Here is a 24,980-nt window from a genome sequence, read left to right as displayed (position 1 = left end):
TGTTTGAGCCCAACAGAGCCAGATTTAACCTGAACTAAACATCAGATTCAGCGACAACGTCAATTTTCATATGGTCAAGCTCTGAGTCGCCACGCTTGGCTCTGTACCCGAGAGATTCGAAGAACTCTACTGTAATATGCTCAGTCAATTTGCCTTGAATATTTCTATTTTTCCCTAAAGCAGATTTAACTAATTTAGAGATGTCTTCAAAATCTCGCTTTTTCACAGGTTCGTATGCACGATCCTCTTCTGTGATTGAATCAGAGTACATTCCTATTTCTTCACCCTGGTATACAGAAAAGATAAAGTCTTCACGGGGTAAAGGTTCAACCAACTCATCTTCTATTTGAGCGAAAATCTCTTGCTGTTCTTCGCCTGGAAACTCTTTCGACAATATCAACGTACCATACACGCAGTCGCTAAAGTGAAGGTCTAAATTGCCTATATTCCTCCCTTCTTGGAAAAGAACATAGCTTTCACTATTTGATGTCCTGACAGTTCTTGTAAATTTAATATTCATAATCTCATTTATTACGCTTAGGGGGCAATGTCAGCCGAGTAGCTCGATAACGCTATCACATAACTTATTGTATCATCGATGATAAAAACCAGAGAAGCTCAAATGAGGGTAGTTGGTTGGTCAACTCAGACGCTCGGTAGAACTTCTTTTTCCGCCTCTAGGGCTTTAATTTCAGACTTAATTTTCTTTGCTGATGAATGAGGTAAGTTTTGAAACAATACAATCAAAACACCACAGCCGAATACAGTAGCTAGTAAAACCATTTTAATAGTGGCCATAAAGGTCGGTGCTGAAGAGAGTATTAGCAAAATCAAACTTCCGACGGAGAGCAAGCCAAACACAAACGCAACAAACCTATTATAATAAAGGCTTACAATATCGAAGAGTCTAACTTCCCTAACAAACACTTCTCTATTAGCATCCAACTCAATATAAGAGATTGCTCTACGGATCGTTGTCCAACTTATCGACGCTGAGGTCGTCTCATGTAGTTTAATTAGTGAGTCTCGTAGCTCTTTTTCAGCATAGATTCCATTAGTGGACACCTTGAAATAGTACGTATCGCGTTGTTCTTTCGCTACTTTTAGCGTGTTTGGGGACGCCTTATCAGGCTCAGATATGTACTTTTCTAGTCTCAGTAATCGTTTATCTTCTTTGTACTCGAACAAGCTGTATAGGTGCGTTAGATCCCGATTAACTACAAACCACAATAGTAAAAATACCACAACCACTAGTCCTGATGGCGTTTGTAATATGTCCGTTATTGCCTTGATAAAATCTGGTATACTCTTTAGTACCTCAGTTGCGTGTGCTACGTCATTGTTAGTCGTTGACACCATCCCAATCTCCCCTTAAAACCTATTAGAAAGAGCAATTCCACATAGTCTATAGGTCACCAATTGTACTAGCCTTTGTCTTTCCATAACAATCACTTATACCGTAACCTTAGTGATAAGCGTAGCAAATACAGAAATTACCTAACCAATATAACGCCAAAAAAATCATAAACTTACGAGCGTTAAACCCGTGTTGTAACCATCAAAACCTGTGACTATCTCAGAACGAGTTGAACTCTATAAATCCAAAGCTTGACCCTATACGGTAAGGTGTTTATATTGTCGCCCGCCCAACGGGGCACATCCTAAAATGCACACCGGCCATCCTGCCATCACTGGTGCATTTCTATTGGTGTTTTGAACTTCCATGCTAACGAAACTTCGTCCTTTTACTCGTGAATCGGGTGCGCTTATGCATCTTTCGATTCCAATCATTTTGACTCAAATAGCTACCCAAGCGATGGGATTTGTCGATACGACAATGGCTGGCCAAGTAAGCCCTGCCGATCTCGCCGCTATTGCACTCGGCACTAGCCTCTGGATTCCGGTGTTGCTGTTGCTACGTGGAGTGATTATGGCGTTAACGCCTGTTGTCGCTTACCACCGCGGCGCTCGTGACTTTCAGAGCATCTCTGTTGAATTCTTCCAGATGGTTTGGTTGGCATTAATTGCTAGCGTACTGCTTATCGCTTACTTGGTGAGTGCGAAACCGATCTTAGAATGGATTGGGGTTGCCGCTGAGATCATTCCTATCGGCAGTGACTATGCGTTTGCCCTAGCCTTTGGTGTGCCGGGTATTGCCCTGTTCTACACGTTAAATGGTTTTTGTGAAGGTATGAACAACACCAAAGTACCGATGATCATTTCGGTAATTGGTTTGTTGATTAATATTCCCGTCAACTACGTGCTTATTTACGGTAAGTTTGGCTTCCCTGAAATGGGCGCTGTAGGTTGTGGTTGGGCGACAAGCTTGGTGTACTGGTTAATGTCGGGAATGTTGTATTCCTACATTAAAGGTCATCACCATTACAAGACCATCATCAACTTTTCAGATGCGAAGCCAAAAGCAAAAGAGATGCTTCACCTTCTAAGGTTAGGTTTACCTATCGGGATGAACATCGCGGTGTGTGGCAGTATCTTTGCGGTTATCGCATTGATGATCGGCCGTATTGGTGCCGAGAATGTGGCAGCGGCGCAAATCGCTCTCAATATATCGAGCCTAACTTATGTGATCCCGATGAGTATCTCGTTTGGCATTACGATTCGTGTTGGACACGCTTTGGGTGAAAAAGATGAACTTGGCGCGATTGAGCGCAGTAAAGTCGGTATTTTGGTGGCAGCATTAATCTCGTTGCTTTCGGTAGCGATGTTCCTACTGTTCCCTGAATTAATCATTAGGCTTTACACCACTGACCCAGTAATCAGTGCAACAGCGGCAGTGTTATTGACCTTTACCGCTATGTACCAATTCAGTGATGCTCTGCAAACCTCTGCAAATGGTGCTCTGCGTGGCTATAAAGATACCAAGATCCCGATGATCTTAGCTATCGCTTCATACTGGGGCTTAGCGTTACCACTGGGTATGGTGTTGGGCTTAACAGACCACATTGTTCCAGCAATGGGTGAAGAAGGCTTCTGGATTGGTATTCTTACGGGCTTAAGTATCTCTGCTACGCTGATGTTAATTCGCTTGCGATACGTGATTAAGAAGCGCGATTTACTGCCTTCAATTAACGCAGCAATTCGCTAATACTGCTCTAGTAAGCGAATACCGCACCTGAAAGTAAATACAAAAAAGCGCGTTACTGCCACAAGGCAATAACGCGCTTTTTCTATTTAAATTGAACTGTGTTTATCTGTTTATCGCCAAATATGAGCCAGCAGCAATCATTATTCCACCAGCACTTTGGTTTAACCTTTTATGTGCGCGTGGCGTTTTTAACAAACCTGCCATTCTGCCCGCGCCCACAGCGATAAGTATTAAGCCTGACATCAGAGCAACAGATGCTAAAGCAGAAACTAATACGATATCTTGTGAGCGCAGAACAGTCAGATCAATAAAAGTCGGCAAGAACGAAATATAAAACAGAATCACTTTAGGGTTCGATGCTGAAATCAAAAAGCCTTGCGCGAAACTCGCGAGTTCAGATTTCTGACTCTGTTTGGCCGCAAGTTCCGCAGAGCCTTGCACTTCAGGCAGGCTCTTAAACATCTTGTAGCCCAAGTAAATCAAATAAGCTGCACCAACATAGCGAATCACCTCAAACGCAATCGACCAATTCTCGGCAATCGTTGCTAGACCGAAACAGGCAAGCGCAAGGTAAATAAGATCACTGCATATCATACCTAACGAAAGCGTGACGCACTTTCGCCATCCTTGAACCATAGCACGAGCTAAAATGGCAAAGACGCCAGGCCCCGGAGTAATACCAAATACAAACATGGCAATAAAGAATGTAATCGCACTTTCTAATGACATTGGACTGTCCTTTTCTATAACCCAACATAATTGATCATGAACGTATCATGGAGCTTCGATTCTGGTAAAGAACGTTTTTTACTAAATACGATTTACACAACTCATGTATTGAACAAGTGTCGCACGTAATTTACCCACCAGACTTAATTAAACCTAAACCTAAGTACTTTTCGTTAGGGCATAAAAAAGGCGAACCTATTGGCTCGCCTTAATCATTTTGTTCGCCAGAATCGTTTAGTCGTTACGAATGGGTGATAACAACTCAGGGTTAACCACCAAATTTCTCACACCGTGGGCGTGATCTTCGTTAAAGTCATTGCCTTCACACCAGCTACCTACTGTCGCGATATTTACTTTCGCGACTTGTGGTCTAACGCTCCATGTTACTTGGAAAGGTGAACCTTGCTCATTATAACCAGGACCCGTTGTAGAGCCTGCGTATTGGATCGCTGAGCCCGTATCTTGTGGGATGTTTGGTGCTTGGTGTAAGCCGTTCACTTTTGAATGTTTAGCGAGCGCTTCAAAGTCGGGTGCTTTGTCGTCATTCACTAATACGTAAACTTGGGTTTCTACACGCAGTTGCGGGTTGGTAATCGCATCGTTAAAACAAGCACCCAGTGTTTCACCCGGTTCAACTTGCGCCGTTGAATAAACATAGTGAACTTCAATGGTGTCACCCGAATGCAAAGAACCATGCTCGCTCGGACAAACCTTGCCCTCAAATGGTTTCAGCTCAGCAGAACTCAGCTTGCCTGTGTATTTAAAGCCACTCTGGAATCCCTTACCATCACCGTTACCAGCGTATTGAGTAAACTCTCCACCTTTATGCTCAGCATTTTTATGGAAGTGAATATTACATAAGTTCATCGCTGTTGAATCAGGGGCATCCGAGAACAGCCTAGTATTTTTACCTTCTAATGAACCCAAATCTCGTGGAGCTTGCGGTCCAAAACCTTGTCCTTGGGTATTTTCAGAAAGCTTTGCTCTTTGTTCTGCGATAACACCATCTGATACAGACTCATGGTTCGCGTCTGATGCATTTGCATGAGCTGACAACATCACCAATGCGGCACTTAAAAACACACTCTTATTCTTCATTTTTCTTCCCTAGAATATTGATAACTAAACCTAAACCGACTTAACAGCAAACATCTTAATATGCTCATAAGTGAATATAAGGCTTGTCTTTGTAAGATTAGATTTCATTGCTTACTTTGGGATGAGTATTAGAACCCTTGATGCATATAACAAGTCAAACAGGGTAAATTCGGCGAGTCCCTTCCAGAACGAATAATTTCCTATTTACGTTAACCGTCGCCTGACTCAGAGCTCAGATAAGTGAGCACGATTCTTAGGAAGAACGGTGGCCAGATTTAGAAGATCAAAAAAGGCGAACCATCTGGCTCGCCTTCACGTTTCATTCTATCTATTAGGTTGTGGTTCTAAGTTAACGATTTAACCGTTACCGGTGGCAAATATCCCAAACGTCATGACGTTCAATGCATCTGTCACGCCCTCTAGTGATTTAATCACCGTCTTAGTCGGTTTATTATGACGAATAAAATAGCTTCCGATGCCTTTTTCACCGCCACTCTTAGCATCGCTTTCAGTTGTTTCTGTCGCTTCTATTTGAGAAGGCTCCACTGATTCTGGCTCTGCATTGGCGTGAGCTATCGTGTCTTTATTTGAATCAAGGTTAGTGAGTGGTTGATGATTAACGATTGAATCATGGGAAGAATCAACGCTGGTCTCAGCGTTTGTATCCTTTGAAGTCTCGAGATTACTCTCTCCCTCTATACTTTTCGACATAGCGTCTTCGTTGCTCAATGTCTCGTCGTCTAGCTGATGATTACTCGTTGAAGAACAGGCTGTTAAGAAGAACAGGCTAACGATGAATATGAGTAATTTTCTCATCATAATGATAAAGCACGAATTAATAAAACATTGTTTGATTGTATTTTATTTGGCTGACGACATCCAGTGATAAGCGGAGTAAACACGAACAGTCACGGTCTTGAAGAGTAAACAAAAGCGTACGGGTTTAGTGCTTAAGAATAATAATTCGAGAGCTCAATTAGGTTGCCCGCCGCTTATCATCTGAAAGGTGGTGTCAGTTAGGCTTGGGGATTCACACGCTATAAGCTTAATCTTTACTGGAACACAGTTCAGAGATTCGGTCACACATGGCTTGGTTGACTGCGAAGTGGGTGTTGAGGAATGCTAGTTGGGCAAGTGCCGATTCAGCGGTGCGCTCGTAGCCTTGGGTAAAGGTTGGTAGCAATTGGGCAAACTTAGGGAAGCGTGCTTCTAGCCTTCTATCCGACATAAATTCATCAACGAATTCAGGCTCAGACTGTTCAGTTTGATCCACAAGATCGATCAAACGATCGAGTGCGTAAGATTGAACGAACCGACTGCCCGACAGCTTTTCGCCTCGGTTATAACGAGACATACCCACATAAAGATTGGTTAGAGCCTCACCAATGATCCAATCTTGGGAATTAGTGTCTGTCTCCCCTTTTATTGGTGAAACACAACACTGTGTATCAAATTCATGTTGCTGCCAAACAATACGCCCTTCAGCAAACGGAATGTGCGCTAACTCGTGGGGTTCAAACACTGCAAACTCACAAAAGATTCCGTCAGCGTACAGAACTTTATAGCCATCGACGGTATTTCTCACTGCGTAGTCGATTGAGTGAATATCAGATAGCCAATGCAAACTGTCTAAGAAATACTGCTTGTGCCCTGTTTGCACTATTGCGAAAAAATCGACATCTGAATACTGATCAAGTCGTTCTGTTTCAATACCTACTGAGCCCAATCCCAGCAAAGCATGAGCCTTACCCGATGCTTCCAAAGACTCCCCAATCGCATCTAAACGCTGGAGTAATTTTTCTGGTGTGTTTATGTGTCTTATCTGTATCACTTTGTCCGTCTGCATTGCTCAATCCCTATCAAGTTGAATGCCACTCAACCTAACTGATAGTTAGAACATCTAAGAAGCTTAATTTATAAAATGTGTGTTTTGGATAACGATCTGTGCAAGTTATTGTTTGAATTAAGGTGGGATTTAGAGGTGAGAAAGAGTGTGTACAAGCTATAAACAACACTCTTCTATCATGACTTATCTTTTTAGCAGCTCATATTTGCAACAACGTTGACGCCATCCATGCTCACGAAGTTTGCTTTTCTTCCAAGCTCTCGCGTCTGCCGACATGTGAACAGAGACCGTAAAACCCAATTTTGCACTCATGATACCGATCGACATGCCTAGATTACCCGTTGAACCTACCGCAATGCTGTATTGTTGGAAGAAGTTACGAAACTCAGGTTCGAGCAGCTTGCTGTAGTCATCGCTCTCACACAGTAACCCCGCTTCAATCGCAAGCTTCTCGGCATGTGTTAGTACTTCATAAATACCACCACGCGCTTTGATTGAACCTGAAATCGGCAAATGGCTGTCTTTCTTCATCATCAAACGCCCTTTTATTGGCTGCTGATAATGTGCTCCCAATGCTGATTTCATAGATGGAATGTCAACAAGCTCAGACTCGATGATGCCATTGGTCGCTTGAGTTTCAGGAAACGCCTTGGCTAGATAAGGAGCAAACCTTTGCAGCCTCATGCTCGCATCGTGAATATCTTGTTCGCCTAAACCCACATAAAGCAAACCGCGCTCCAGAGTCGTCACATTTGGGTTAAACCAAACCACTTCTTCCAATGCAATCAATTGTTGAAGCAGTGGGAAGTCCGAGATGAGCTTGTCGATATTTAATACAGTCATGGGTGACTTTTCTGGCTAAGCGCGTACTGCGCAGGTTCAATCATTAGTAAACCTATTTAAACGGTATTTGTGTAATCATTCAATGATCTGTAGGCTAGCCTGTCTTCTCATAAGCAAACAGTAGAACAACCTATGAGCGCCTCTCTTCGTAATAGCATTTTCGTGATGTTAGGGATTCTATTCCTAGCACTTAACCTTCGTGGGCCTTTTACGAGCTTGGCTCCTGTGCTTTCTCAGGTTATGGAAGGCCTCAACCTTACGTCATCGGCTGCTGGCTTCTTAACAGCTTTGCCACTGTTAACTTTTGCCTTATTCTCACCATTAGTCACCAAGATATCCCAACGAATTGGTCTAGAGCCTAGCCTGTTATTAGGCTTAGTTCTGATCACTACGGGTATTACACTGCGCTCTGCTGGGTTAACCCCAACCTTGTATATCGGCACGGTGATGATCGGGCTTGGTATCGCGATTGGTAATGTGTTGTTGCCTGTAGTAGTGAAAGTTAGCTTCCCGACACGCATCGCTACTGTGACTTCTCTGTACATCTTTACGATGGGCATCGGGTCGACGTTAGGCTCAAGTTTGATGGTGCCGTTTTCAAATCTAACCTTATTTACGATCACGGGTTGGCAATTAGCGCTGTTAATGAACTTGGTATTTCCAATATTAGCTTTGATGATCTGGTTGCCTAAAATCAGAAAACGCTCATCTTCGGCCAGCAATAACAAGCAACAAGACAAACCTCTGCCGATGAAACAGATGATTAAAAGCGGCGTAGCGTGGCAAGTAACGTTAGCGCTTGGGCTTAACTCATTTACCTTCTACTCTTTGGCTGGCTGGTTGCCACAGATCTTGAACGATCTTGGCTACAGCGAAATCGATGCAGGCTACATTTATGGATTTTTGCAGTTTTCGACTATGGTTCCAGGGCTGCTGTTACTGCCATTCTTAGCCAAAAGTGACAATCAACAATGGCTCATCACTCTGTGTGCATCGAGTGTATTTGTTGGATTGATTGGTCTTCTGTATTTGCCTGAGTTTGCGATCTTTTGGGTGGGACTGTTTGGATTAGCCAACTGCTCGACATTTATTATCGCGCTCTCTTTTGTTGGCTTGCGTACATCGAATAGCAGCCAAGCCGCATCATTGTCGGGTATGGCTCAGGGAATCGGTTATGCGTTGGCAGCCACTGGTCCAACGCTGGTGGGTAAGCTTCATGCTCAGACAGATTCTTGGAGTGTGCCGATTCTGTTGATCGCATCTGTTGCCTTTGCGTGCACGATTTTCGCGGCATTGGCAGCACGAGATAAGAAAGTGAGCGTTTAGGCAAACAGAATGATTATGGTATCGCGACTTTATTTGCTCGCGACTCTATGGCTGACGACGGTTTTGATGTATTCACTTGGCGACAAACCAAATTTGCCTTTAAAGCGCTGACTAAAACGCCCTTCCGATTGGTAACCGCAAGACTGAGCCAACATCGCCACATTCTGCTGTCCGTTTTGCATCAGATAAAGCGCGTGACTCAAGCGAACTTCAGCCAGTACCTCTCGATATTGCATGCCTTCCAGTTTGAGCTTCCGAATCAATGTGGCTCGGCTCATCGCAAAACGCTCCGCCACCGACTCTAATGGATGTTTCTCATCTGGTGAATGTGAAAGGTAATGGCTGAGCTTTTGGCTAAACGAGACGTTGGCACTGACAAACAATAGATGCAACACCCCTTTTTCAGCTAATTGCTGGTACAAGCCCTGCAACCAAAACTGTTGAGTCTCTTTGCTCATGCTCTGTGTATCAAAAGAGAACAGAGCATTGAGTGAGTCTTGTAAGTTTCGATCCACTTTTACTGTAGGCAGTCCCAGATCATTCGACCGTTCCTCACTTAAATCAAGCATCGCCTGAGAAGGTTGGAATTGAAAGCTGAACACTCGCGACAAGAAGCGCCCTTTGTGGGGCATGTTCTCAAAACTTAGTGAAGCTGATGCCTCACAAAACAACAGCTCAGAATGTGAGAGCTCTGCCGCTGAATCTTTCCAAAACAGGCGCTTACTGCCTGTAATAATCTGAATGATACTAGGGGATAGAATCCTCACATTACGCAGTTTTTGTAACTGCTCTGCACGAAAGATCGTCACTTGATATTGATGATTCATCTCATCCCCTTGTTTACTTATTATGTACGTGTATAAGCTTTAACGTACATAAGCTATTAACGTGTATAAGTTGCGGTCAGTTTAGCTTTGTCTAAAGCCATGCTGTTCAACGTGAATCCAACCACAGCCGACGGCGTATTTTCGTCGAGGTTAAGTTTGTCCGTTGGTAATGCCCAAACCGTGAACTGGTAACGGTGCATACCATCTTTTTCTGGAGGACAAACGCCACCGTAGCCAACTGTACCGTAATCAATGCGACCTTCTTTGCCACCGACTTTAGAGATGTCGACACCGCGAGGTAGCTCGTTCACAGTTGCAGGGATATCAAACGCAACCCAATGCCAGAAGCCACTTTCAGTCGGTGCATCTGGATCATAAGCTGTGATAGCAAAGCTTTTGGTACCTGCTGGTGCATCTTTCCACATCAATTGTGGTGATTGATTATCGCCGTCACAACCCCAACTAGAGTATTCAAAAGTCTTTGCCATTGGGTGACCTTCTTGAATATCGTTGCTGGTTAATTCGAACGCATGAGCAGAGCCTGTAGCCAAAATACTGATTGCCAATACTGATTTGATGATGAGTTTCATGATGGTTCCTCTTATTAGGTATGAGCCCAGTATAGTCCCCTCATTTCGCCCAATAATGACAGTAAGTACACAATTATCTATTTTATTTCAAATAAATGATACTTACTGTATTTGTACTTTATTATTTAAAAGCATGACCCACTCGACAATTTGTTGTTAAAAGAACACTTGTTGACATTCAGGTTACAAATCGCGCCCAAAACTCTTTAGACTCGCCCCACGACTTTTAACGAGAATGATTGGATGCGCAGGTTTACATTAGCTCTTTGCTTGATCTTTTGGCTCCCAACCCTAGTCAATGCCCAAAGTTTGCAAGATAAGTGGCAAACTCTGTATCAACTGAGCTGGCAATCATCCCCACTCTTAGTATCTCAACAAGAGTTGGCTCAGTATCCGAAAGTTCTGCTCCATGAAAATAGCCGCTATCCTGATTTCAACCAATTCAGTTGGGACGACATCGCAGCGTTAGCGTCAATACAAGATCACTGCCAAGCGATTGAAAGCAGTAACCCTTCATTACATGAAGCCATCGAGTTCGAGCTCGCTCTGTGTCAGCAACAAACATTGGATTCGATTTGGTTTGCAGCACACTCCAAACGTCACCCTGCCGGTGGCAGCTTTGCTGGTCGTTATTTAGCCGCTTACCCAGATGTGACCGAGCAGATACGCCCATTTTTGAGTCTTACCAACCCTCAGCACCCTTTATATAACAAACTAGAAAGCCTAAGTGCACAAGGCAGAGAAGCACTGCTCAATGGATACCGCGCTTGGCAACAAGATGATGTGCTTTGGTTAAGTGGCGAACAAGGCTGGAAAGCTATTCCCTTAGATGTTTGGCAACCTATCGCAGAGCAACAAGAGGTATCTTTGGCAGGTGAAACCTGTACTTTTCGTTACAGTAACGTGTGCTTAAACGAGCCTAGCAATGACAATCTGATCATGAAAACGTTGATCTTTACATTGCTGCTAACGTTGCTTTCCGGGCTCGCTAGAGTCTTATACCTAAGAACAAAACAACGAAAAGAGAGGCAGTTCGTTTTACAGCTTCTTACTCATGAACTGCGCACGCCTATTACTAGCCTAGGCTTAACCGTCGAAATGTTTAGAAATCGCTACGATGACTTTTCTGATGATACTCAAAGTGCGGTTTGGCGTTTAATATCTGACTATCAAAGGCTTTCTCAGCTCACCGAAAACAGCAAAGTGTACCTAAGTTCGGATCAGTCAGAGCCTTTGTTGAAGCAAAACGCTTCATTAGAAGAGTGGCTCGATCATGTCTGTGAAAAGCACAATATTTCTTATCAATGTGAAGCGCGTGAAGTTGAACTGAACCTTCCCTATTACTGGCTAACCATCTGCTTGGATAATCTAATCAAGAATGCCAAACAACATGGTAAAGGTGAGGTTTTGGTAAAGGTCGAACTCGGTGACAAGCTGACGATTGAGGTACAAGACGAGGGGCACTTCCCTTCACCGATACAACGGCTCATGTCTGGTGTCACGCCAAGTGAAACGCACGAACTGGATAACATGGGCATTGGCCTGACTATTGTCGAGCACTTGATGAAGCAAGCGAATGGCCGTCTCATTATTCTTCGTAACCCAACCCGATGTATTTTGGAAATTGCTTATGAACACCCTACTGCTGATTGAAGACGACCAACTGCTTGGACAAGGCCTCGTCAGCATCTTTGAATCCAATGGTTACCAATGCCTTTGGGCGAAGGATTCAGAGAATGCCAGTAAGAAATGGTTTCGAGCCGATCTTGTGATACTGGATCGACAGCTTGAAGATGGGGACAGCTTGCAACACCTTCCAAACTGGTTGCTCCTCAAAGCGCTGCCTGTGATTGTGTTGACCGCTAAAGTAGAAGTTCAACAACGTGTTGAAGGTTTAATGGCGGGTGCCAAAGACTATGTGACTAAACCATTTTCGAACGACGAATTACTCGCTCGAGTCATTACCCAGCTACGTCCGTTAGGTGTGAGCCTCTTAACTTACGCAAATATCCAAATCAACTTGTCGGAACGGATCGCTTATCTGGATGAAAGCCCTGTAACACTAAAACCTAAAGAGTTTCAGCTATTGGTACTGTTTGTTCAGAACCAAAGTCGTGTGTTTCACCGAGATGAATTACTCAATAAGATTTGGGGATATCAGGCTTTTCCTAGTACCCGAACTATTGATAATCACATACTGCGCTTACGCCAGAAGCTGCCAACATTGAATATAGAAACACATCGTGGCGTTGATTACCGCTTGGCCGGGGAATCATAATGAAAGTTACTTCGTTAACCGCACTGATCTACACATTGCCGCTCGCAAGTCATGCGGCATGGTTTACCGACACGCCATTGCAGCACACCTATCAATCTCTACTTGATGACCAACCTCAAGTTGCGTGGCAAGAGCTGCAAATCGCACTCGATCACAAATCACTCGATAGTGAGCTTTGGCTGCCAGTCAAACAAGAGATCCTGAGCCAGACTCAATGTGGAACCTTACTCAAACAAAGTGCTGAGCCAAAACACCACATCCAAGTCAGCTTCATTCGACGCTATGGCCTGTCGTCGCACGGTTATCAAATCAAAGTCTCTGCCGAGCAACTCAGCAAAGGCTCAGAAACTCAAACTCTTTCTTTGGTATCGCCTAAAGGTAAAGTCCTTCTCGATGGACAACTCGCTTCCAATAATGAGTATCAAGAGATTGAAACCAATGAAATGTTCATCAAACCCGAATCTGGTGTTTATCAACTAAAGATAGGTTCAAATCACTACCCTATTATTGTCGCTTTAAATAACAGTAATCGATGGCTGACGCTCGAAAGTAAACTCAGCGAACCACATATCGTGCTCTCGCCTCCAAAGGTGATCGACAACTGCCCCGACGCTAACGTGAGTTGGCAATGGTTTGATGAAAACTACAACCTGCTGGGTTACAAAGTGCCAATCAAAACAGCGCAAGCACCCGTTCCCACAGAAAGTCCACTTGGAACCAAAGCCAAGCACTTGAGTGCTTCGGTTGAAATGTTTGAATACCAAGGCGCTATTGAAGTCCAATATGTGCAGCGCGTCGCCGTGCCTTTCTAATGGAAAACCACTAAAGCCAAACAGAAAATAGAGACATATAGGTGACAAAGCACTAGCGCTACTTAGGTGTAATAACCGTAGTTACCCTTTACGGAATCTAAATATGCTCAGCGTACGTCACCCACTCAATCTTTCTAATTTTGCCATTGTGGCTTTAACAACAGCTTGTCTGTTTTCATCCAACGCACAAGCGAGCCAAATAACGCTCACCAGTAACAACAATACCGTCGCTACCTCATCGAATACTTTAGAGGTCGATTGGAACGGCTTAAGCGTTAACAGTGCTGCTCTCACCGTTGATAGCCAACCACAGAAAGCGACCAATCTGGTCATTGGCTTTTCCGATAAAGCTGACTCAGCAAAAATCGCCACTTGGACCTTAGTACCCAGTGGAATAAACGTTAAGGCAGAGCTTAATCAAGACCAGCTCACTTTTCAGTTCAGCTTACCTTCAAATATACAGGTGAAACGAAACAAACCCATCGAATTGGCGTGGTTTGATCTTGCCGAACAACAAACTCAGACACTATTTCTTCCGTTTAGTGAAGGTATGCGCGTGCCTACTGACAACAAGCTTTGGGCAAGTTATCTCGTCGGTAACCATTCTGGAAGTAACACTACTCAAGACTTGAAGATGCCTTTTTGGACAGTACAGCACAACAATCATTTCATTAGCTATCAAATGGTTAATGCAACCAACAATCAACTGCTCTTTTCAGATGCATCCTCTAATGCTTCCTCAAATACAAAAACCAAAATTGATATGAAGGCAGCACACCAATTTACGATGCTCAATCAGTCACAACCTTTTCTTGTTCGTATCACCCTCGGAGACTCGTGGTTAGATGGTGCCAAACAATACCGAGATTGGCGCATCAATAATGACCAGTCTGAAACGCTTGTAGCAAAGCAAAAGCGCAATCCAGATGTGACTAAGTTGATCGGCGCGAGCCACGTTTACCTATTTGGCAAAGACCCATTAAGCATCCAAGATGTGAGTGACTGGTGGGGATTGAAAACATGGTATCTAGAGGGCTCTAAACTCAATGTTTCTGCGGAAGCGAAAAGAGAGCTATCGTCACTCTCCAAGGGGAAAGATTGGTTCAGTCAGTACCACAAACAACTATTGTTGGACTCTATTAGCCAGTCATTGCAGGTGTTATATCCTGTTGGTAATCCGACACTCGAAGACAACACGATTAAAGCGCAATATAAAGCAGCACAGGATAAGAAGAACTGGTTGCTAGAGCACGCTTCCCCTTACCTAAACTCGTCAGAGACTTGGGGACAAGCGCTGTCTTCAGACATGGTCGCTAATCTAAATAAGGCAGGCTTAAACAAACTGTGGCTTGGATTCGATAATTGGATGCCAGAATTCTATCAACCTAACGCTGTGGGCCTGGCAAAACAGTCCGGATATCTGGTCGGTACTTACGATTCCTACAACACCGCAATTCCTGCGAAGCTCAATGACAACTGGCTAACCGCTCAATTACCAGAGCCGATGCGTCAAAGTTGTGCGATTGAACTAGCGGATGGGAGTTTGAAAAAAGGATTTCGTGGAAACGGCTTTTACTTAAACCCGAACTGCCATTTAGAATACGTAAAACAGCGTGCTCAAGACATTATGAGATTCGGCAACTTCAACAGCTTGTTCTTAGATGTTGATGCAACCGCCATGGCACGTGAAGATTACCGCGTCTCTATAGACAGTAATGGCAATACAAACGACGAATCAGACATGCTTTCTGCGTTCAACAACCGAATGAAGTGGCTTAGCGAGCAACCTTCGTTAGTATTAGGCTCTGAAGACGGCAACAGCCTAACAACAAAAGGCATCGCGTTTGCACACGGCTTAGAAACGGTTGGTTTTGGATGGACAGACAAAGACATGAAAGAGAACCGCCAATCTCCCTATTACTTAGGTCGTTGGTACCCAGACCACAAGCCTGACTTCTTCTTTAAGCCGGCCGAGGTTAAAGAGCCCTACAAGTCGCTACTATTTTCGCCACAATATCGAATTCCACTTTACCAAGCCGTTTTCCATGATGAAGTAATCAATACGCACCATTGGCATTCAGACAGCCTTAAGTTCACTAATGTACAAGCAGAACGTGACTTAACCGCCATGCTGTACAACACACCACCGATGGTTCACTTGACCAGAGATGAAGCTTTATCAAGTTCAAGCCAGAGAATCAAAGCACTCAAACACTATCAAGATGGCTTTGAACCAATGCACGAACAGTTATGGGATAAACAGTTAGTCGATTCCAAATGGTTAGATAAGAGCGGCGATGTTCAACAAACTGAGTTCAGTGACGGGAGTAAGATCATTGCCAATTTTTCAGATCAAACCTTTCATCAGAGAGGCCTTAAAGTCTCGCCGAGCGCTATAAAAGCCGTATTGAGCAACGGACAAACGTTAGAGTGGAAATCAGAGCCTAACTAGTTTGAACGTGCCGTTTTTAAGCCTCACCTTATTCACTATTACGGGTTAGCAGGTAGTGTTGTTAACGAGCAAAAATCCACACCTTTGACACTCAGGTACCAATCCCAATCGACACCTAATTCTCTCTATTTTTGTACAAGAAAATTGGGTGCCGACCACAATTTCAAACACAGATGTTTTCACATAAATCTCAAAAGTGATATCAATGCTTATATTGAATGATAATAATACAAAAGAGATATTTTTGATGAAAAAGACCCTACTCACTTGCTGTGCCCTTCTTGCCTTTTCTTCTTCGGCAATCGCTAATGTTCAGTTTTCGAATCCAGAAGGAGCTTTAGGCGAACCTTCTAATTACTCTCAATACCAAAATGTTTTGTCAGTTTCTGAACTTCAAATTTCAGATCCAAACGGAAAGAAAGGCAACAAAGACTATTTTGCGCTCGATAATAACTACGACGGCATTGTGAACAACAACTTCTATGTCGACAAAGAAAGTGAAGCGCTAGTCTTTACCATGAAGAATGACCACCTGCGCAACGAGCTACGCGTTCAGGAAAACTTCCGCACAGACTTAACAAATGAAACATACACATTAAGTTCGGAGGTGGAGATCATAAAACCTGAAGAGTCGATGAAGAACTCAGACTCTAAGCAAGACGAGATTACATTCCTACAAGTACATAACAAAGGCTTAGATGATCTTGGTACTCACAATGTCCCTCACCCTTTGCTTCGTGTTGTATGGAAACGTGACAATAATGGTATTGAAGGGCATTTCTGGGCAATCATTAAAAACAACGCTGTAATTTGTAAAGGATCGTTCGGCAAGAAAAACCAAGACAAGGAAATGTGCAAATCAGACGTAGCATATTCTCAGTATGATTTAGGCAAAGCACCACAAGGCAAACCAACAGCATTTGATTTAATCGTGGGTGATAAGAAACTTATTGTTGACGTAAACGGTGAACGTAAAGTTGAGCAGGATATTGACTACTGGCGTCACCTATTAAGCTACTTCAAAGCTGGCGTATACAACCAATTTACGAATGGACAAAGTGAAGCTCACTTCTACAAGCTAGAGTACACAGAGAAAAAGAGCTAGTTCGATACTTAGCCTACAACTACATTAGCAATCAGAAAAAAACGAACTTGTTAACAAGTTCGTTTTTCTCTTTTCAATGTTATTGGTCATTGTCAATGAATTACAACTAATCAACAGTTAGGCAGCCGATTCCTTCTGTTGCTCCCAATACAATATGCCTTTATTTCGTTATTTGATTGGCTCTATTTTGAAAAGCAGTCAGTAGATAGTCGATAAAGACCTTCTTACGTTTCGGCATCAACTGCCTGTCTGCATACACTAGGCTTACTGAAACTTCCGGCATCTCATATTCAGGTAGCAAACGAATCAACTTGCCTGTCTTGAAGTGCTCACGACAAATGAATTCAGGAAGCACCGCCAAGCCGAGCCCATCTACACAAGCTGTTAGGCATGCCGTGATGGTATTCACCCGTAACTGACACGGCAGATCGATCAAAATCGACTCACCGCCTTCTAATTGTAAATGCCACTTGGGTAGACGCGCGGCCTTGTTCACCACCTCAATCATTCTGAATGGCGGTTCAAGATCATCGGGTGAAGAGACGTCATCGAACTGCTCTAAATACTCAGGGCTGGCTGCCAATACACGCTTTGATGTTGTGAGGTAGCGAGAAACCAAGCTCGAGTCCACTAGCTCACCAATTTGTGCGTAAAGATCGATCCCCTCCGCAATGATGTCGACTTCTCGATTCGACAGTTCTAAGTTCAAAGTCACGTTTGGGTGCTCTTTTAGGAAGCTGTGGATGTATTTAGCTAATACTTGATGCCCCAATTCGACAGGCAACACAACATTTAACTGCCCTCGGATCAAATCCTGATTGGCTGAAACCTCTAGCTCAGCTTGGTTCATGATCTCTTGCATCTGCATGCTCGACTGATAAAAGCGCTCACCCTCTGGCGTTAAGACTAAACTTCGTGTCGAACGAGTGATCAACCTCACACCTAGATGCTGTTCCAGCTCGTCTAGCTTTCGGCTGACGGTCGACTTGGTCATGTTCAATGCTTCAGCTGCGTGCGTGAAACTCCCACAATCAACAACTTGTGTAAAAACAGTCACAGCATTTAAGTCCATCGTACTTCTCCCAAAGCGCCATTAGTTAGATTTTTGCAACAGTGTTTCCCTTTTTTCCTATCTTATCAATCAATCGAATTCATTTACAATTCGTTACATCTAAATAAAAACAAAATGAGAAAGAAAAAATGACAGAGAACAACAACGCTTCGCAAACAGTAAGCACAAAAAAACGTAAAAAAGCTCCGCTTATTGCTACTGCGATCATGCTGTCATTGGGTTTAGCCGGTGCTGGATACTGGTACGGCTATGGCCAGTACTTTGAATCTACCGACAATGCCTACCTACAAGGCGACATCACGAATATTAGCCCTAAGGTCTCTGGCTATATTGTTAAGTCTTATGTGAGTGATAACCAATCGGTTAAAGAAGGTGATTTGCTGGTTCAAATCGATGACCGTGATTACCAGTCAGCACTCGCTCAAGCAAACGCCCATTTAAGCGTCGTGCAATCAGACGTCAAAAATCTAGTGGCACAACAAACGTTACAACGTAGCAAGATCAATCAAGCAGAAAGCCGCGTTGATTCTGCACAAGCTGAATACGAACGCGCGATTCAACAAGTGGTACGTTCTCGTAGCTTACTAAAGCGTAACTACGCGTCTCAAGATGAAGTCGATAGCATGGTTGCACAACAAAAAGTAACTCAGGCAGATTTAGAAGAAGCAAAAGCAAACCTCGTTGCAACCAATGACCAATTAACCGTTATCGCTAGTGAGATTGAGCAAGCAAATGCATCCGTGACCGAAGCTCAAGCCCAGAGAGATCAAGCACAGCTTAACCTTGATTACACCAAAATTTACGCGCCAGCAGATGGCGTGATTGGTAAACGCAGCGTACGTGAAGGCTTGCTGATTCAAGCAGGCGCACCACTGATGAGCTTGGTACCAAACAACCAAGTGTGGATTGAAGCCAACTTCAAAGAGACACAGCTAAGTGGTATTCACAAAGGTCAGACGGTTGAAGTAGAGCTGGATGCGTTCCCGGGGCAGCCTCTTGAAGGTGTGGTAGACAGTTTCTCCCCTGCGACTGGCGCTAAATTTGCGCTCCTACCACCAGAAAACGCGACCGGTAACTTCACTAAAATCGTTCAACGTGTACCGGTTAAAATTACTATTCCAGATCAGCAAGAGTTGAAAGGTCGACTGCTTCCTGGTTTGTCTGTGGTAGCGACCATCGATAAACGAGGCTAGACCATGAGTAACGCTGGTGTTGTCACCCAAACAAATGATGATGACGAGGTTTCGAGACGCCATTGGATCGCCCTATTTGGCGGCTTGATTGGCGCGTTTATGGCGATCTTGGATATTCAGATCACCAACTCGTCTCTCAAAGATATTCAAGGTGCGCTATCAGCCACCTTGGATGAAAGCTCGTGGATCTCTACGTCTTACCTAGTCGCAGAGATGATCGCTATCCCACTCAGTGGTTGGCTTTCTAAAGCGCTCGGTAAACGCCGTTATATCACGTGGACGACAGCCATTTTCACCATTTCATCTTTGTTGTGTTCGTTCTCTTGGAACATGACCTCGATGATCGTTTTCCGCGCGATGCAAGGCTTCAGTGGTGGTGCTCTAATCCCGCTTGCTTTCTCGCTGGTGATTCAGTTATTGCCGGTCAACAAGCGTGCTGTGGGTATGGCACTGTTTGGTGTAACCGCGACCTTTGCTCCATCGATTGGCCCTACCTTTGGTGGCTGGCTGACGGAGAACTTCTCGTGGCACTATATTTTCTACATCAATATTCCGCCAGCTTTGCTTGTGATCACCATGATCCGATATGGCTTGGACGATGAAAAGCTCGACCTTGGCACGCTGAAAAAAGCCGATTGGTTTGGTATCGCCACCATGGCATTAGGGCTAGGTTGTTTGGAAGTGGTGTTAGAAGAAGGTAACCGTGAAGAGTGGTTCAGTTCGAGCTTTATTATTGGCTTGAGTATCGTGTCGGCGGTGAGTTTGGTTTACTTCGTGATAAACGAACTCCAACACAAGAAGCCATTGGTTAACCTGCGGCTATTGCGGGATGGGCAATTTGCGATGTCTTGTATCGCCTATTTGATTCTAGGAATGGCATTGCTCGGCTCTATCTATGTTCTACCGATGTATCTCACTCAAATTCAGCAATATAACGCGATGGAAATTGGTGAAGTGCTAATGTGGATGGGTTTCCCACAGCTTCTGATATTCCCAATTGTGCCAAAGCTAACACAGATCATTAAGCCTAAGTACTTGGTTACCTTTGGCTTCGCGATGTTCGGTTTTAGTTGTTACGTAAATACACACATGACAATCGATTTTGGCGGGCAACAGCTGATTTTATCTATGGTTCTGCGTGCTATTGGTAGTCCGTTCATCATGGTTCCGCTGTCTTTGGTTGCCATGAAGAACATCAGCAAAATGGACACGCCAGACGCATCAACGTTAACCAACGTAATGCGGAACTTAGGGGGCGCTTTCAGCATCGCGATTATCGCTACGCTATTGGATAACAAAACCCGTGAGCACTTAGCACACATCAAGGAGTCGCTACCTTCAGTGAGTCAACTTGGTTGGCAGACGCTTCAGCAACAACAAGCGTTTTTCATTCAGTCAGGAAGTGATGCCGCAACTGCGATGCAACAAGCACAAGCAAGTTTGCTCGGCACAATGCAACGTGACGCAGCCATCATGGCTTACAACGATGTGTTCTTAATGATGACGGCGTTCTTGGCTCTAGCGGCAGTATTGATTCTAAACATGCGTGATTAACGCTAGAGTTTCGGTAAATAAAACTTCAAGCAAAGAACAACATTTCGAATAAAAACTCGAACAATAAAACAGAGAGGTGAGCTTATCGGCTTGCCTCTTTTTTATTTCTAAAACACGTATAACCCCACTAAAATCAGGTAAAAGTCACCTGCGTTTGAAGGCTTTCATAAATGTTATCTAATACTCTTTAATTACCAATAGTTTATTGAGTGTTTGTATGTGATATAGGCACCTTGACAATGTGCAACTTGACACCTAAATTAAAAAATAACATTTGGTATTAAGGAAAATGGATTTGACCTTACCAACAGACCTTCGAATTTTGATCGTCGACGACTCTAAAAGCGCAACAATACTTATTAAGCAGCAACTGGCTAGTTTGGGAGTTTCGCGCGACTGTATTTTTATTGCGACCGACTATCGAAAAGCCATTAAAGCGGTCGAGACACACTCTTTTCATGTACTCCTCATTGACTACCACTTAGAACAGTCTTTTACTGGCTTTGAGCTGTTGGGCATTCTGTATCGAAACCGCCTCATCGATCATACTGTGGCGACAATCTTGCTCTCTGGGGATATGCGTCAGGAAACAGTATTAACCGCCCTTTCAGGTGAAGCACACCACTTCGTTTCTAAACCGATTAATACTCAAACGTTGAGTAAAAAGATCCAAAGTGCCGTGTCCGTTTCAAAGAAACTCACCCAACTGAATGATTTGTATCCCATTGCCAGTCAAGAGAGATTAGCTCAAGCTTTGGCGATCTCCCCTAATGGTACTAGCGTTCAGTTCGAAGCGACATTGATTGAACATTTAATTGCAGGTAAGAAATGGCAGTTACTCTCTAGCGTCATTAACAACTCCAAAACCAACATGCACCCAACCAAATTGGTGGCTGAGGCGCTGATTCTCGACAGCTTAGGCAAGCCAAATTTAGCCATAGATAAGCTCCACAATTTTCTAATAGCACAGCCACTCTCATTGAGCGTGATTGACTGCTTAAGCTGTATCTATGAAAAACATAAAATGCTGCTGCCTGCTCTTAAATTAGCGATTCGTGCATTTGAGATGACTCCCAGCATCAGCCATCGTGCAATCAGGGCCATCGACTTAGCTGAGAACGCAGATAACACACATATGATCATAAAGTTAGGTGAGATGTATGCAACCCACATTTCAGCTGCTGACATTGATGTCATCCATTCCATTGGTGCGCACTTTAATTCCTTAAAAGCAACGTATCAGCGCGAGACGCAACTAAAGTACAAACGTATTTTGCTTGAGCACGCCAACCAATTCACCGAGTTGGTAAACCTGAAACTTCCGGTAAAACAACAGCAGCAAGTCTTGGCCAGCCTTGCCCTATTTCAGAGCAGCATATTGCTCATCGAAAATAGCCCTCAGATTGCCCACAAAAAAGTGATTAGAGCTTCGACACTGTTAGCGAACAATTTCCACAGCCAACCGACTTATTTGCTCACTCAGTTATTACCCATGCTCGCCCACTTTGGTGAGTACTCTCTTTATCATTTAACAGTGGAATGTCTCAAATCTCGTGGAGAAGCCATAAATCACCAACTTGAGTCCAAAAATGTCGACCCTTCAACGTGTATAAACATTGAAAATTTGGGTTCGATCCAAGAAATAAAGGACTACATTCACAGTTACCCATATTCAGTTGCCGCCAAACTTGACTATATATACGCCGTCAATAAAGCTCATATAGATGAGAAACTTAGCGACGACTATCTAGAAGAAATCTTACAGTTAGAACTTCCTCCAAAATGGAATCAATGGATTAGTGATTCATCAAGGTATGGTTTTTCCACTAAGCCGCCTAGCCCATTTTCAACATTCAGCCGACAGGAGTCCACATGCTAGACTTTGATGCTTTAAACGCCTATTTAGACAATGACAGAGACGTCATTTACGCCGTTTTGTCTACATATCAAGAAGACCATGGCAATTCGCTACAAGAGATCGAAGAGTTGGTTCAACAACAAGATTGGGGCAAGCTTCATTTTACCGTGCACACCTTAAAAGGCATTTTAGCCAGCTTTGGTGAAGAAACGGCCACAGTTGCATTGGAAAGAGTAGAACAAAACACACTCAATAAGCTTGCGCCGCAAGATGATGATCTTTCGGTTATCTACAGCGAAATGAAGATCATTAATCAGCAAATCGATGAGGTTCTTAGCACTTATTAGTCGATAGAATTAAAACGTGCATGGCGATACTTAACAGCCGACACAGCTAAAAGAGTTGAGGTGCTTGGAAACATTGAACCTCGACTCTTAACATTTTTCTCATCATTTCTCCTCTCAATTATAGTTCTAACCCACACCTATAAATTCACGTCATTTATCTAGATAAACCGATGTATAACACATGCTTTATAAACTATCCGTCTTAATGTTTTAAACGAAAAACCAACACACTTGATGAGATGCAAAATAGTTAAATATTTGTAGATCTTTTTGTGACATAAACATACGAAATTGCATTTTATTTATTGGTAAAGAAGAAATTGTTATCTACACTCTAATGAAACCAAGCGTTAATCACTTGGTGGCATAATAAAAAAACTAAAACGTTCAGTCGGCTAGATAAGGACAAGGAAATGAACAACGATAGTTTTGCTGCGTTTCAGGGGCTCACGGATGAAACACCCATTACCGAATCATTTTCTACCAGTGCAGACCCTTATGCTCATTATCTGAAAGATATTGTTGGCATTGATCTGCTGTCGCGTGAAGATGAGGTGTATTACGCAAAATTGAATCGCGCGGGTGATAAAAAAGCGCGTGATGTCATGATCGAATCAAACCTGCGCCTTGTTGTGAAAATCGCAAAGAGTTACCTAAAACGTAAAGGCAATAATTTCACCCTGCTCGACCTGATCGAGGAAGGCAACATTGGCTTGATTAAGGCCATCGACAAATACGATCCAGAACCAGGCTATCGTTTTTCAACCTATGCTGTTTGGTGGATCCGCGAAAACATTGAAGCCGCACTCATGAACACGGGTCGAACCGTTCGATTGCCAGCCCACGTGTGTAAAGAAATAAACAGCCTCGCCTCAAAAAAGCTCGATGCAAGCAAAAAAATGAGTAAAGAGGTTTCAATTTCTGAGCTATCAGACAGTTCAGGTGTAAAGGCCGAACGCGTCGATCAACTGGTGGCGTTAAGCGGGTTTATTGACGTGACGACAACGGTTGGAACTAGCCATGCGCCTATGGTGCTTGATCAATGCGAAAGTGAATATATCCCAGACCCTCAACAAGATTGTGAGGATCAATCCTTTACCCAAGCTCTAGAACAAATCATCTATACACTTCCTCCAAAATTACAAAAGGTGCTCATCCACCGTTTTGGTTTCTTTGATAACAAGGTGAAAACGCTGTCTGAGGTCGGACAAATGTTGGATGTGAATGTTTCTAATGAACGTGTTAGACAAATGCAGAAAGAAGCGGTCGAAAGAATTCAAAAACGACTCAAATTTGATGGTTGGGTGTAAGTCGTAACCCAGTTGAGAATTAGTTGAAAATAACGTTAAGCCAAAACAAAGACCTTTAGGGTGAGCCTCCAAGCTTGCCCTTTTTGTTTGCTGATTCGTTAGAAAAATAAAAAGATCGTAAGCACACGAACCCTAAGTCGCTAATCCCTAATGCCTAATGAAAAATGACAAATGCCACACCATTAACTTACCTTAAAGAAGTGACTCGCTCACTGCGCAAAATGAGATAATTGATATAAGTGGTTTCAAGACAATCTTGTTCCCACACTGATAAAATCCGTTTAGCCGCAAAATAATAATCTTTGTTTCTCAACAACATCCCAACGGTGCGGCTAAGCTTTTCAAATCGAACGTGATCGCTCGCAGAGATGTAGTCATCGTCACTTTCAATAATGGGCGCTAAACCATCAGCAAACCAATTATTCAATATTTCTCGCATCTCTAATTCAGACTCAGGCACATCCACACTCGACAACTCTCGATGTTGAGGCGGTGGCACTATGTACTTCGACGCTTGCGGTGAACTAACATAACGATACATGTCGTCCCTCCTGTCTAACGGACCCTTCTAATAATTAAGGACATATTTACCTGTTCTCAAGTTTATTTAGCGAAACAAAAAAATAAATAAAAA

22 protein-coding genes and 1 pseudogene are annotated in these 24,980 nt (G+C 43.5%); 12 read left to right on the top strand and 11 right to left on the bottom strand.

Annotated features, from left to right (window positions below; all coding sequences use genetic code 11):
- Window positions 1-34: 34 nt before the first annotated feature.
- Window positions 35-520, bottom strand: coding sequence for a hypothetical protein (locus AB4623_RS02825; RefSeq protein WP_372145717.1), 486 nt, complete (start codon window positions 518-520; stop codon window positions 35-37).
- Between the two features lie 125 nt (window positions 521-645).
- Window positions 646-1,359, bottom strand: a complete 714-nt coding sequence (locus AB4623_RS02820; protein WP_372145715.1) for a hypothetical protein — start codon at window positions 1,357-1,359, stop codon at window positions 646-648.
- A 364-nt stretch (window positions 1,360-1,723) separates the two neighbouring features.
- On the opposite strand from AB4623_RS02820, the gene AB4623_RS02815 reads away from it, so the two are divergent.
- Window positions 1,724-3,106 (top strand): MATE family efflux transporter, encoded by a 1,383-nt coding sequence (locus AB4623_RS02815; RefSeq protein WP_017064659.1) that lies wholly within the window; start codon window positions 1,724-1,726, stop codon window positions 3,104-3,106.
- Window positions 3,107-3,208: 102 nt separating this feature from the next.
- Here AB4623_RS02815 and AB4623_RS02810 read toward each other — a convergent pair whose 3' ends face one another.
- The 5 genes and pseudogenes from AB4623_RS02810 to AB4623_RS02790 all read right to left on the bottom strand — a co-directional run.
- The gene (locus AB4623_RS02810) at window positions 3,209-3,835 is read right to left on the bottom strand and encodes a LysE family translocator (RefSeq protein ID WP_017064660.1); all 627 of its coding nucleotides are present in this window, start codon (window positions 3,833-3,835) and stop codon (window positions 3,209-3,211) included.
- Window positions 3,836-4,069: 234 nt separating this feature from the next.
- A complete protein-coding gene (locus tag AB4623_RS02805; RefSeq protein ID WP_017072180.1) occupies window positions 4,070-4,933 on the bottom strand; it encodes a delta-class carbonic anhydrase in 864 nt (287 codons plus the stop codon).
- 357 nt (window positions 4,934-5,290) lie between these two features.
- A complete protein-coding gene (locus AB4623_RS02800) occupies window positions 5,291-5,752 on the bottom strand; it encodes a lipoprotein (protein ID WP_102331902.1) in 462 nt (153 codons plus the stop codon).
- A 226-nt stretch (window positions 5,753-5,978) separates the two neighbouring features.
- Window positions 5,979-6,779 (bottom strand): hypothetical protein, encoded by an 801-nt coding sequence (locus tag AB4623_RS02795; RefSeq protein WP_372107119.1) that lies wholly within the window; start codon window positions 6,777-6,779, stop codon window positions 5,979-5,981.
- A gap of 225 nt (window positions 6,780-7,004) precedes the next feature.
- Window positions 7,005-7,622 (bottom strand): annotated as a pseudogene (locus tag AB4623_RS02790) (D-serine ammonia-lyase); the annotation flags it as partial.
- A 132-nt stretch (window positions 7,623-7,754) separates the two neighbouring features.
- Between AB4623_RS02790 and AB4623_RS02785 the strand changes: the two are divergent.
- Window positions 7,755-8,948 carry a CynX/NimT family MFS transporter gene (locus tag AB4623_RS02785; RefSeq protein WP_102320431.1) on the top strand — a complete coding sequence of 398 codons (1,194 nt, stop codon included), beginning with the start codon at window positions 7,755-7,757 and terminating at the stop codon, window positions 8,946-8,948.
- A gap of 29 nt (window positions 8,949-8,977) precedes the next feature.
- On the opposite strand, the gene AB4623_RS02780 is transcribed toward AB4623_RS02785, so the two are convergent.
- Together AB4623_RS02780 and AB4623_RS02775 are read right to left on the bottom strand one after the other, a co-directional pair.
- Window positions 8,978-9,775: a helix-turn-helix transcriptional regulator gene (locus AB4623_RS02780; RefSeq protein ID WP_372135544.1), complete on the bottom strand. Its 798-nt coding sequence runs from the start codon at window positions 9,773-9,775 to the stop codon at window positions 8,978-8,980.
- A 56-nt stretch (window positions 9,776-9,831) separates the two neighbouring features.
- A complete protein-coding gene (locus AB4623_RS02775; RefSeq protein ID WP_017060498.1) occupies window positions 9,832-10,365 on the bottom strand; it encodes a YbhB/YbcL family Raf kinase inhibitor-like protein in 534 nt (177 codons plus the stop codon).
- A gap of 243 nt (window positions 10,366-10,608) precedes the next feature.
- Between AB4623_RS02775 and AB4623_RS02770 the strand changes: the two genes are divergently transcribed.
- From AB4623_RS02770 to AB4623_RS02750, 5 genes are all read left to right on the top strand, one after another.
- A complete protein-coding gene (locus AB4623_RS02770) occupies window positions 10,609-12,018 on the top strand; it encodes a DUF3404 domain-containing protein (protein ID WP_372107115.1) in 1,410 nt (469 codons plus the stop codon).
- Window positions 11,996-12,643 carry a response regulator transcription factor gene (locus AB4623_RS02765; RefSeq protein ID WP_136973490.1) on the top strand — a complete coding sequence of 216 codons (648 nt, stop codon included), beginning with the start codon at window positions 11,996-11,998 and terminating at the stop codon, window positions 12,641-12,643. The genes AB4623_RS02770 and AB4623_RS02765 overlap by 23 nt, the downstream gene beginning before the upstream one ends.
- Window positions 12,643-13,455 (top strand): DUF2861 family protein, encoded by an 813-nt coding sequence (locus AB4623_RS02760; protein ID WP_017060501.1) that lies wholly within the window; start codon window positions 12,643-12,645, stop codon window positions 13,453-13,455. Before AB4623_RS02765 ends, AB4623_RS02760 begins: the two co-directional genes overlap by 1 nt.
- A 103-nt stretch (window positions 13,456-13,558) precedes the next feature.
- Window positions 13,559-15,907 (top strand): glycoside hydrolase, encoded by a 2,349-nt coding sequence (locus AB4623_RS02755; RefSeq protein WP_372145712.1) that lies wholly within the window; start codon window positions 13,559-13,561, stop codon window positions 15,905-15,907.
- 247 nt (window positions 15,908-16,154) lie between these two features.
- Window positions 16,155-17,012 (top strand): polysaccharide lyase family 7 protein, encoded by an 858-nt coding sequence (locus tag AB4623_RS02750; protein ID WP_017060503.1) that lies wholly within the window; start codon window positions 16,155-16,157, stop codon window positions 17,010-17,012.
- Window positions 17,013-17,172: 160 nt separating this feature from the next.
- Here the strand turns inward: AB4623_RS02750 and AB4623_RS02745 are convergent, their stop codons facing one another.
- On the bottom strand, window positions 17,173-18,084 hold the full coding sequence (locus tag AB4623_RS02745; protein ID WP_017060504.1) for a LysR family transcriptional regulator: 912 nt from the start codon (window positions 18,082-18,084) through the stop codon (window positions 17,173-17,175).
- A gap of 128 nt (window positions 18,085-18,212) precedes the next feature.
- Between AB4623_RS02745 and AB4623_RS02740 the strand changes: the two genes are divergently transcribed.
- The 5 genes from AB4623_RS02740 to AB4623_RS02720 all read left to right on the top strand — a co-directional run bounded on the left by AB4623_RS02740 (window position 18,213) and on the right by AB4623_RS02720 (window position 24,346).
- A complete protein-coding gene (locus AB4623_RS02740; protein ID WP_017072190.1) occupies window positions 18,213-19,277 on the top strand; it encodes an HlyD family secretion protein in 1,065 nt (354 codons plus the stop codon).
- A 3-nt stretch (window positions 19,278-19,280) separates the two neighbouring features.
- Entirely contained in the window at window positions 19,281-20,831 is a 1,551-nt protein-coding gene (locus AB4623_RS02735; protein WP_017060506.1) for a DHA2 family efflux MFS transporter permease subunit, read from the top strand.
- 289 nt (window positions 20,832-21,120) lie between these two features.
- Window positions 21,121-22,710 (top strand): response regulator, encoded by a 1,590-nt coding sequence (locus AB4623_RS02730; RefSeq protein ID WP_372145710.1) that lies wholly within the window; start codon window positions 21,121-21,123, stop codon window positions 22,708-22,710.
- A complete protein-coding gene (locus AB4623_RS02725) occupies window positions 22,704-23,036 on the top strand; it encodes an Hpt domain-containing protein (protein ID WP_017060508.1) in 333 nt (110 codons plus the stop codon). The genes AB4623_RS02730 and AB4623_RS02725 overlap by 7 nt, the downstream gene beginning before the upstream one ends.
- 413 nt (window positions 23,037-23,449) lie before the next feature.
- The gene (locus AB4623_RS02720; protein ID WP_017060509.1) at window positions 23,450-24,346 is read left to right on the top strand and encodes an RNA polymerase sigma factor RpoD/SigA; all 897 of its coding nucleotides are present in this window, start codon (window positions 23,450-23,452) and stop codon (window positions 24,344-24,346) included.
- A gap of 187 nt (window positions 24,347-24,533) precedes the next feature.
- On the opposite strand, the gene AB4623_RS02715 is transcribed toward AB4623_RS02720, so the two are convergent.
- On the bottom strand, window positions 24,534-24,887 hold the full coding sequence (locus tag AB4623_RS02715; RefSeq protein ID WP_017060510.1) for a hypothetical protein: 354 nt from the start codon (window positions 24,885-24,887) through the stop codon (window positions 24,534-24,536).
- Window positions 24,888-24,980 lie beyond the last annotated feature (93 nt).

It is taken from the genome of Vibrio sp. 10N.222.52.C12 (assembly GCF_041474215.1).
Taxonomy (GTDB): Bacteria; Pseudomonadota; Gammaproteobacteria; order Enterobacterales; family Vibrionaceae; genus Vibrio; species Vibrio crassostreae_C.
The sequence above is the reverse complement of the archived record's forward strand: the minus strand, read 5'-3'. Positions and strand labels throughout refer to the sequence as shown.

Bases quoted from the DNA above. Each gene is read 5' to 3' on its own strand.
- AB4623_RS02780 (WP_372135544.1), bottom strand. From the start codon at position 9,775: ATGAATCATCAATATCAAGTGACGATCTTTCGTGCAGAGCAGTTACAA.
- AB4623_RS02785 (WP_102320431.1), top strand. From the start codon at position 7,755: ATGAGCGCCTCTCTTCGTAATAGCATTTTCGTGATGTTAGGGATTCTA.
- AB4623_RS02815 (WP_017064659.1), top strand. From the start codon at position 1,724: ATGCTAACGAAACTTCGTCCTTTTACTCGTGAATCGGGTGCGCTTATG.
- AB4623_RS02720 (WP_017060509.1), top strand. From the start codon at position 23,450: ATGAACAACGATAGTTTTGCTGCGTTTCAGGGGCTCACGGATGAAACA.
- AB4623_RS02770 (WP_372107115.1), top strand. From the start codon at position 10,609: ATGCGCAGGTTTACATTAGCTCTTTGCTTGATCTTTTGGCTCCCAACC.
- AB4623_RS02740 (WP_017072190.1), top strand. From the start codon at position 18,213: ATGACAGAGAACAACAACGCTTCGCAAACAGTAAGCACAAAAAAACGT.
- AB4623_RS02750 (WP_017060503.1), top strand. From the start codon at position 16,155: ATGAAAAAGACCCTACTCACTTGCTGTGCCCTTCTTGCCTTTTCTTCT.
- AB4623_RS02805 (WP_017072180.1), bottom strand. From the start codon at position 4,933: ATGAAGAATAAGAGTGTGTTTTTAAGTGCCGCATTGGTGATGTTGTCA.
- AB4623_RS02725 (WP_017060508.1), top strand. From the start codon at position 22,704: ATGCTAGACTTTGATGCTTTAAACGCCTATTTAGACAATGACAGAGAC.
- AB4623_RS02825 (WP_372145717.1), bottom strand. From the start codon at position 520: ATGAATATTAAATTTACAAGAACTGTCAGGACATCAAATAGTGAAAGC.
- AB4623_RS02735 (WP_017060506.1), top strand. From the start codon at position 19,281: ATGAGTAACGCTGGTGTTGTCACCCAAACAAATGATGATGACGAGGTT.
- AB4623_RS02715 (WP_017060510.1), bottom strand. From the start codon at position 24,887: ATGTATCGTTATGTTAGTTCACCGCAAGCGTCGAAGTACATAGTGCCA.
- AB4623_RS02760 (WP_017060501.1), top strand. From the start codon at position 12,643: ATGAAAGTTACTTCGTTAACCGCACTGATCTACACATTGCCGCTCGCA.
- AB4623_RS02810 (WP_017064660.1), bottom strand. From the start codon at position 3,835: ATGTCATTAGAAAGTGCGATTACATTCTTTATTGCCATGTTTGTATTT.
- AB4623_RS02745 (WP_017060504.1), bottom strand. From the start codon at position 18,084: ATGGACTTAAATGCTGTGACTGTTTTTACACAAGTTGTTGATTGTGGG.
- AB4623_RS02820 (WP_372145715.1), bottom strand. From the start codon at position 1,359: ATGGTGTCAACGACTAACAATGACGTAGCACACGCAACTGAGGTACTA.
- AB4623_RS02730 (WP_372145710.1), top strand. From the start codon at position 21,121: ATGGATTTGACCTTACCAACAGACCTTCGAATTTTGATCGTCGACGAC.
- AB4623_RS02765 (WP_136973490.1), top strand. From the start codon at position 11,996: ATGAACACCCTACTGCTGATTGAAGACGACCAACTGCTTGGACAAGGC.
- AB4623_RS02795 (WP_372107119.1), bottom strand. From the start codon at position 6,779: ATGCAGACGGACAAAGTGATACAGATAAGACACATAAACACACCAGAA.
- AB4623_RS02800 (WP_102331902.1), bottom strand. From the start codon at position 5,752: ATGATGAGAAAATTACTCATATTCATCGTTAGCCTGTTCTTCTTAACA.
- AB4623_RS02755 (WP_372145712.1), top strand. From the start codon at position 13,559: ATGCTCAGCGTACGTCACCCACTCAATCTTTCTAATTTTGCCATTGTG.
- AB4623_RS02775 (WP_017060498.1), bottom strand. From the start codon at position 10,365: ATGAAACTCATCATCAAATCAGTATTGGCAATCAGTATTTTGGCTACA.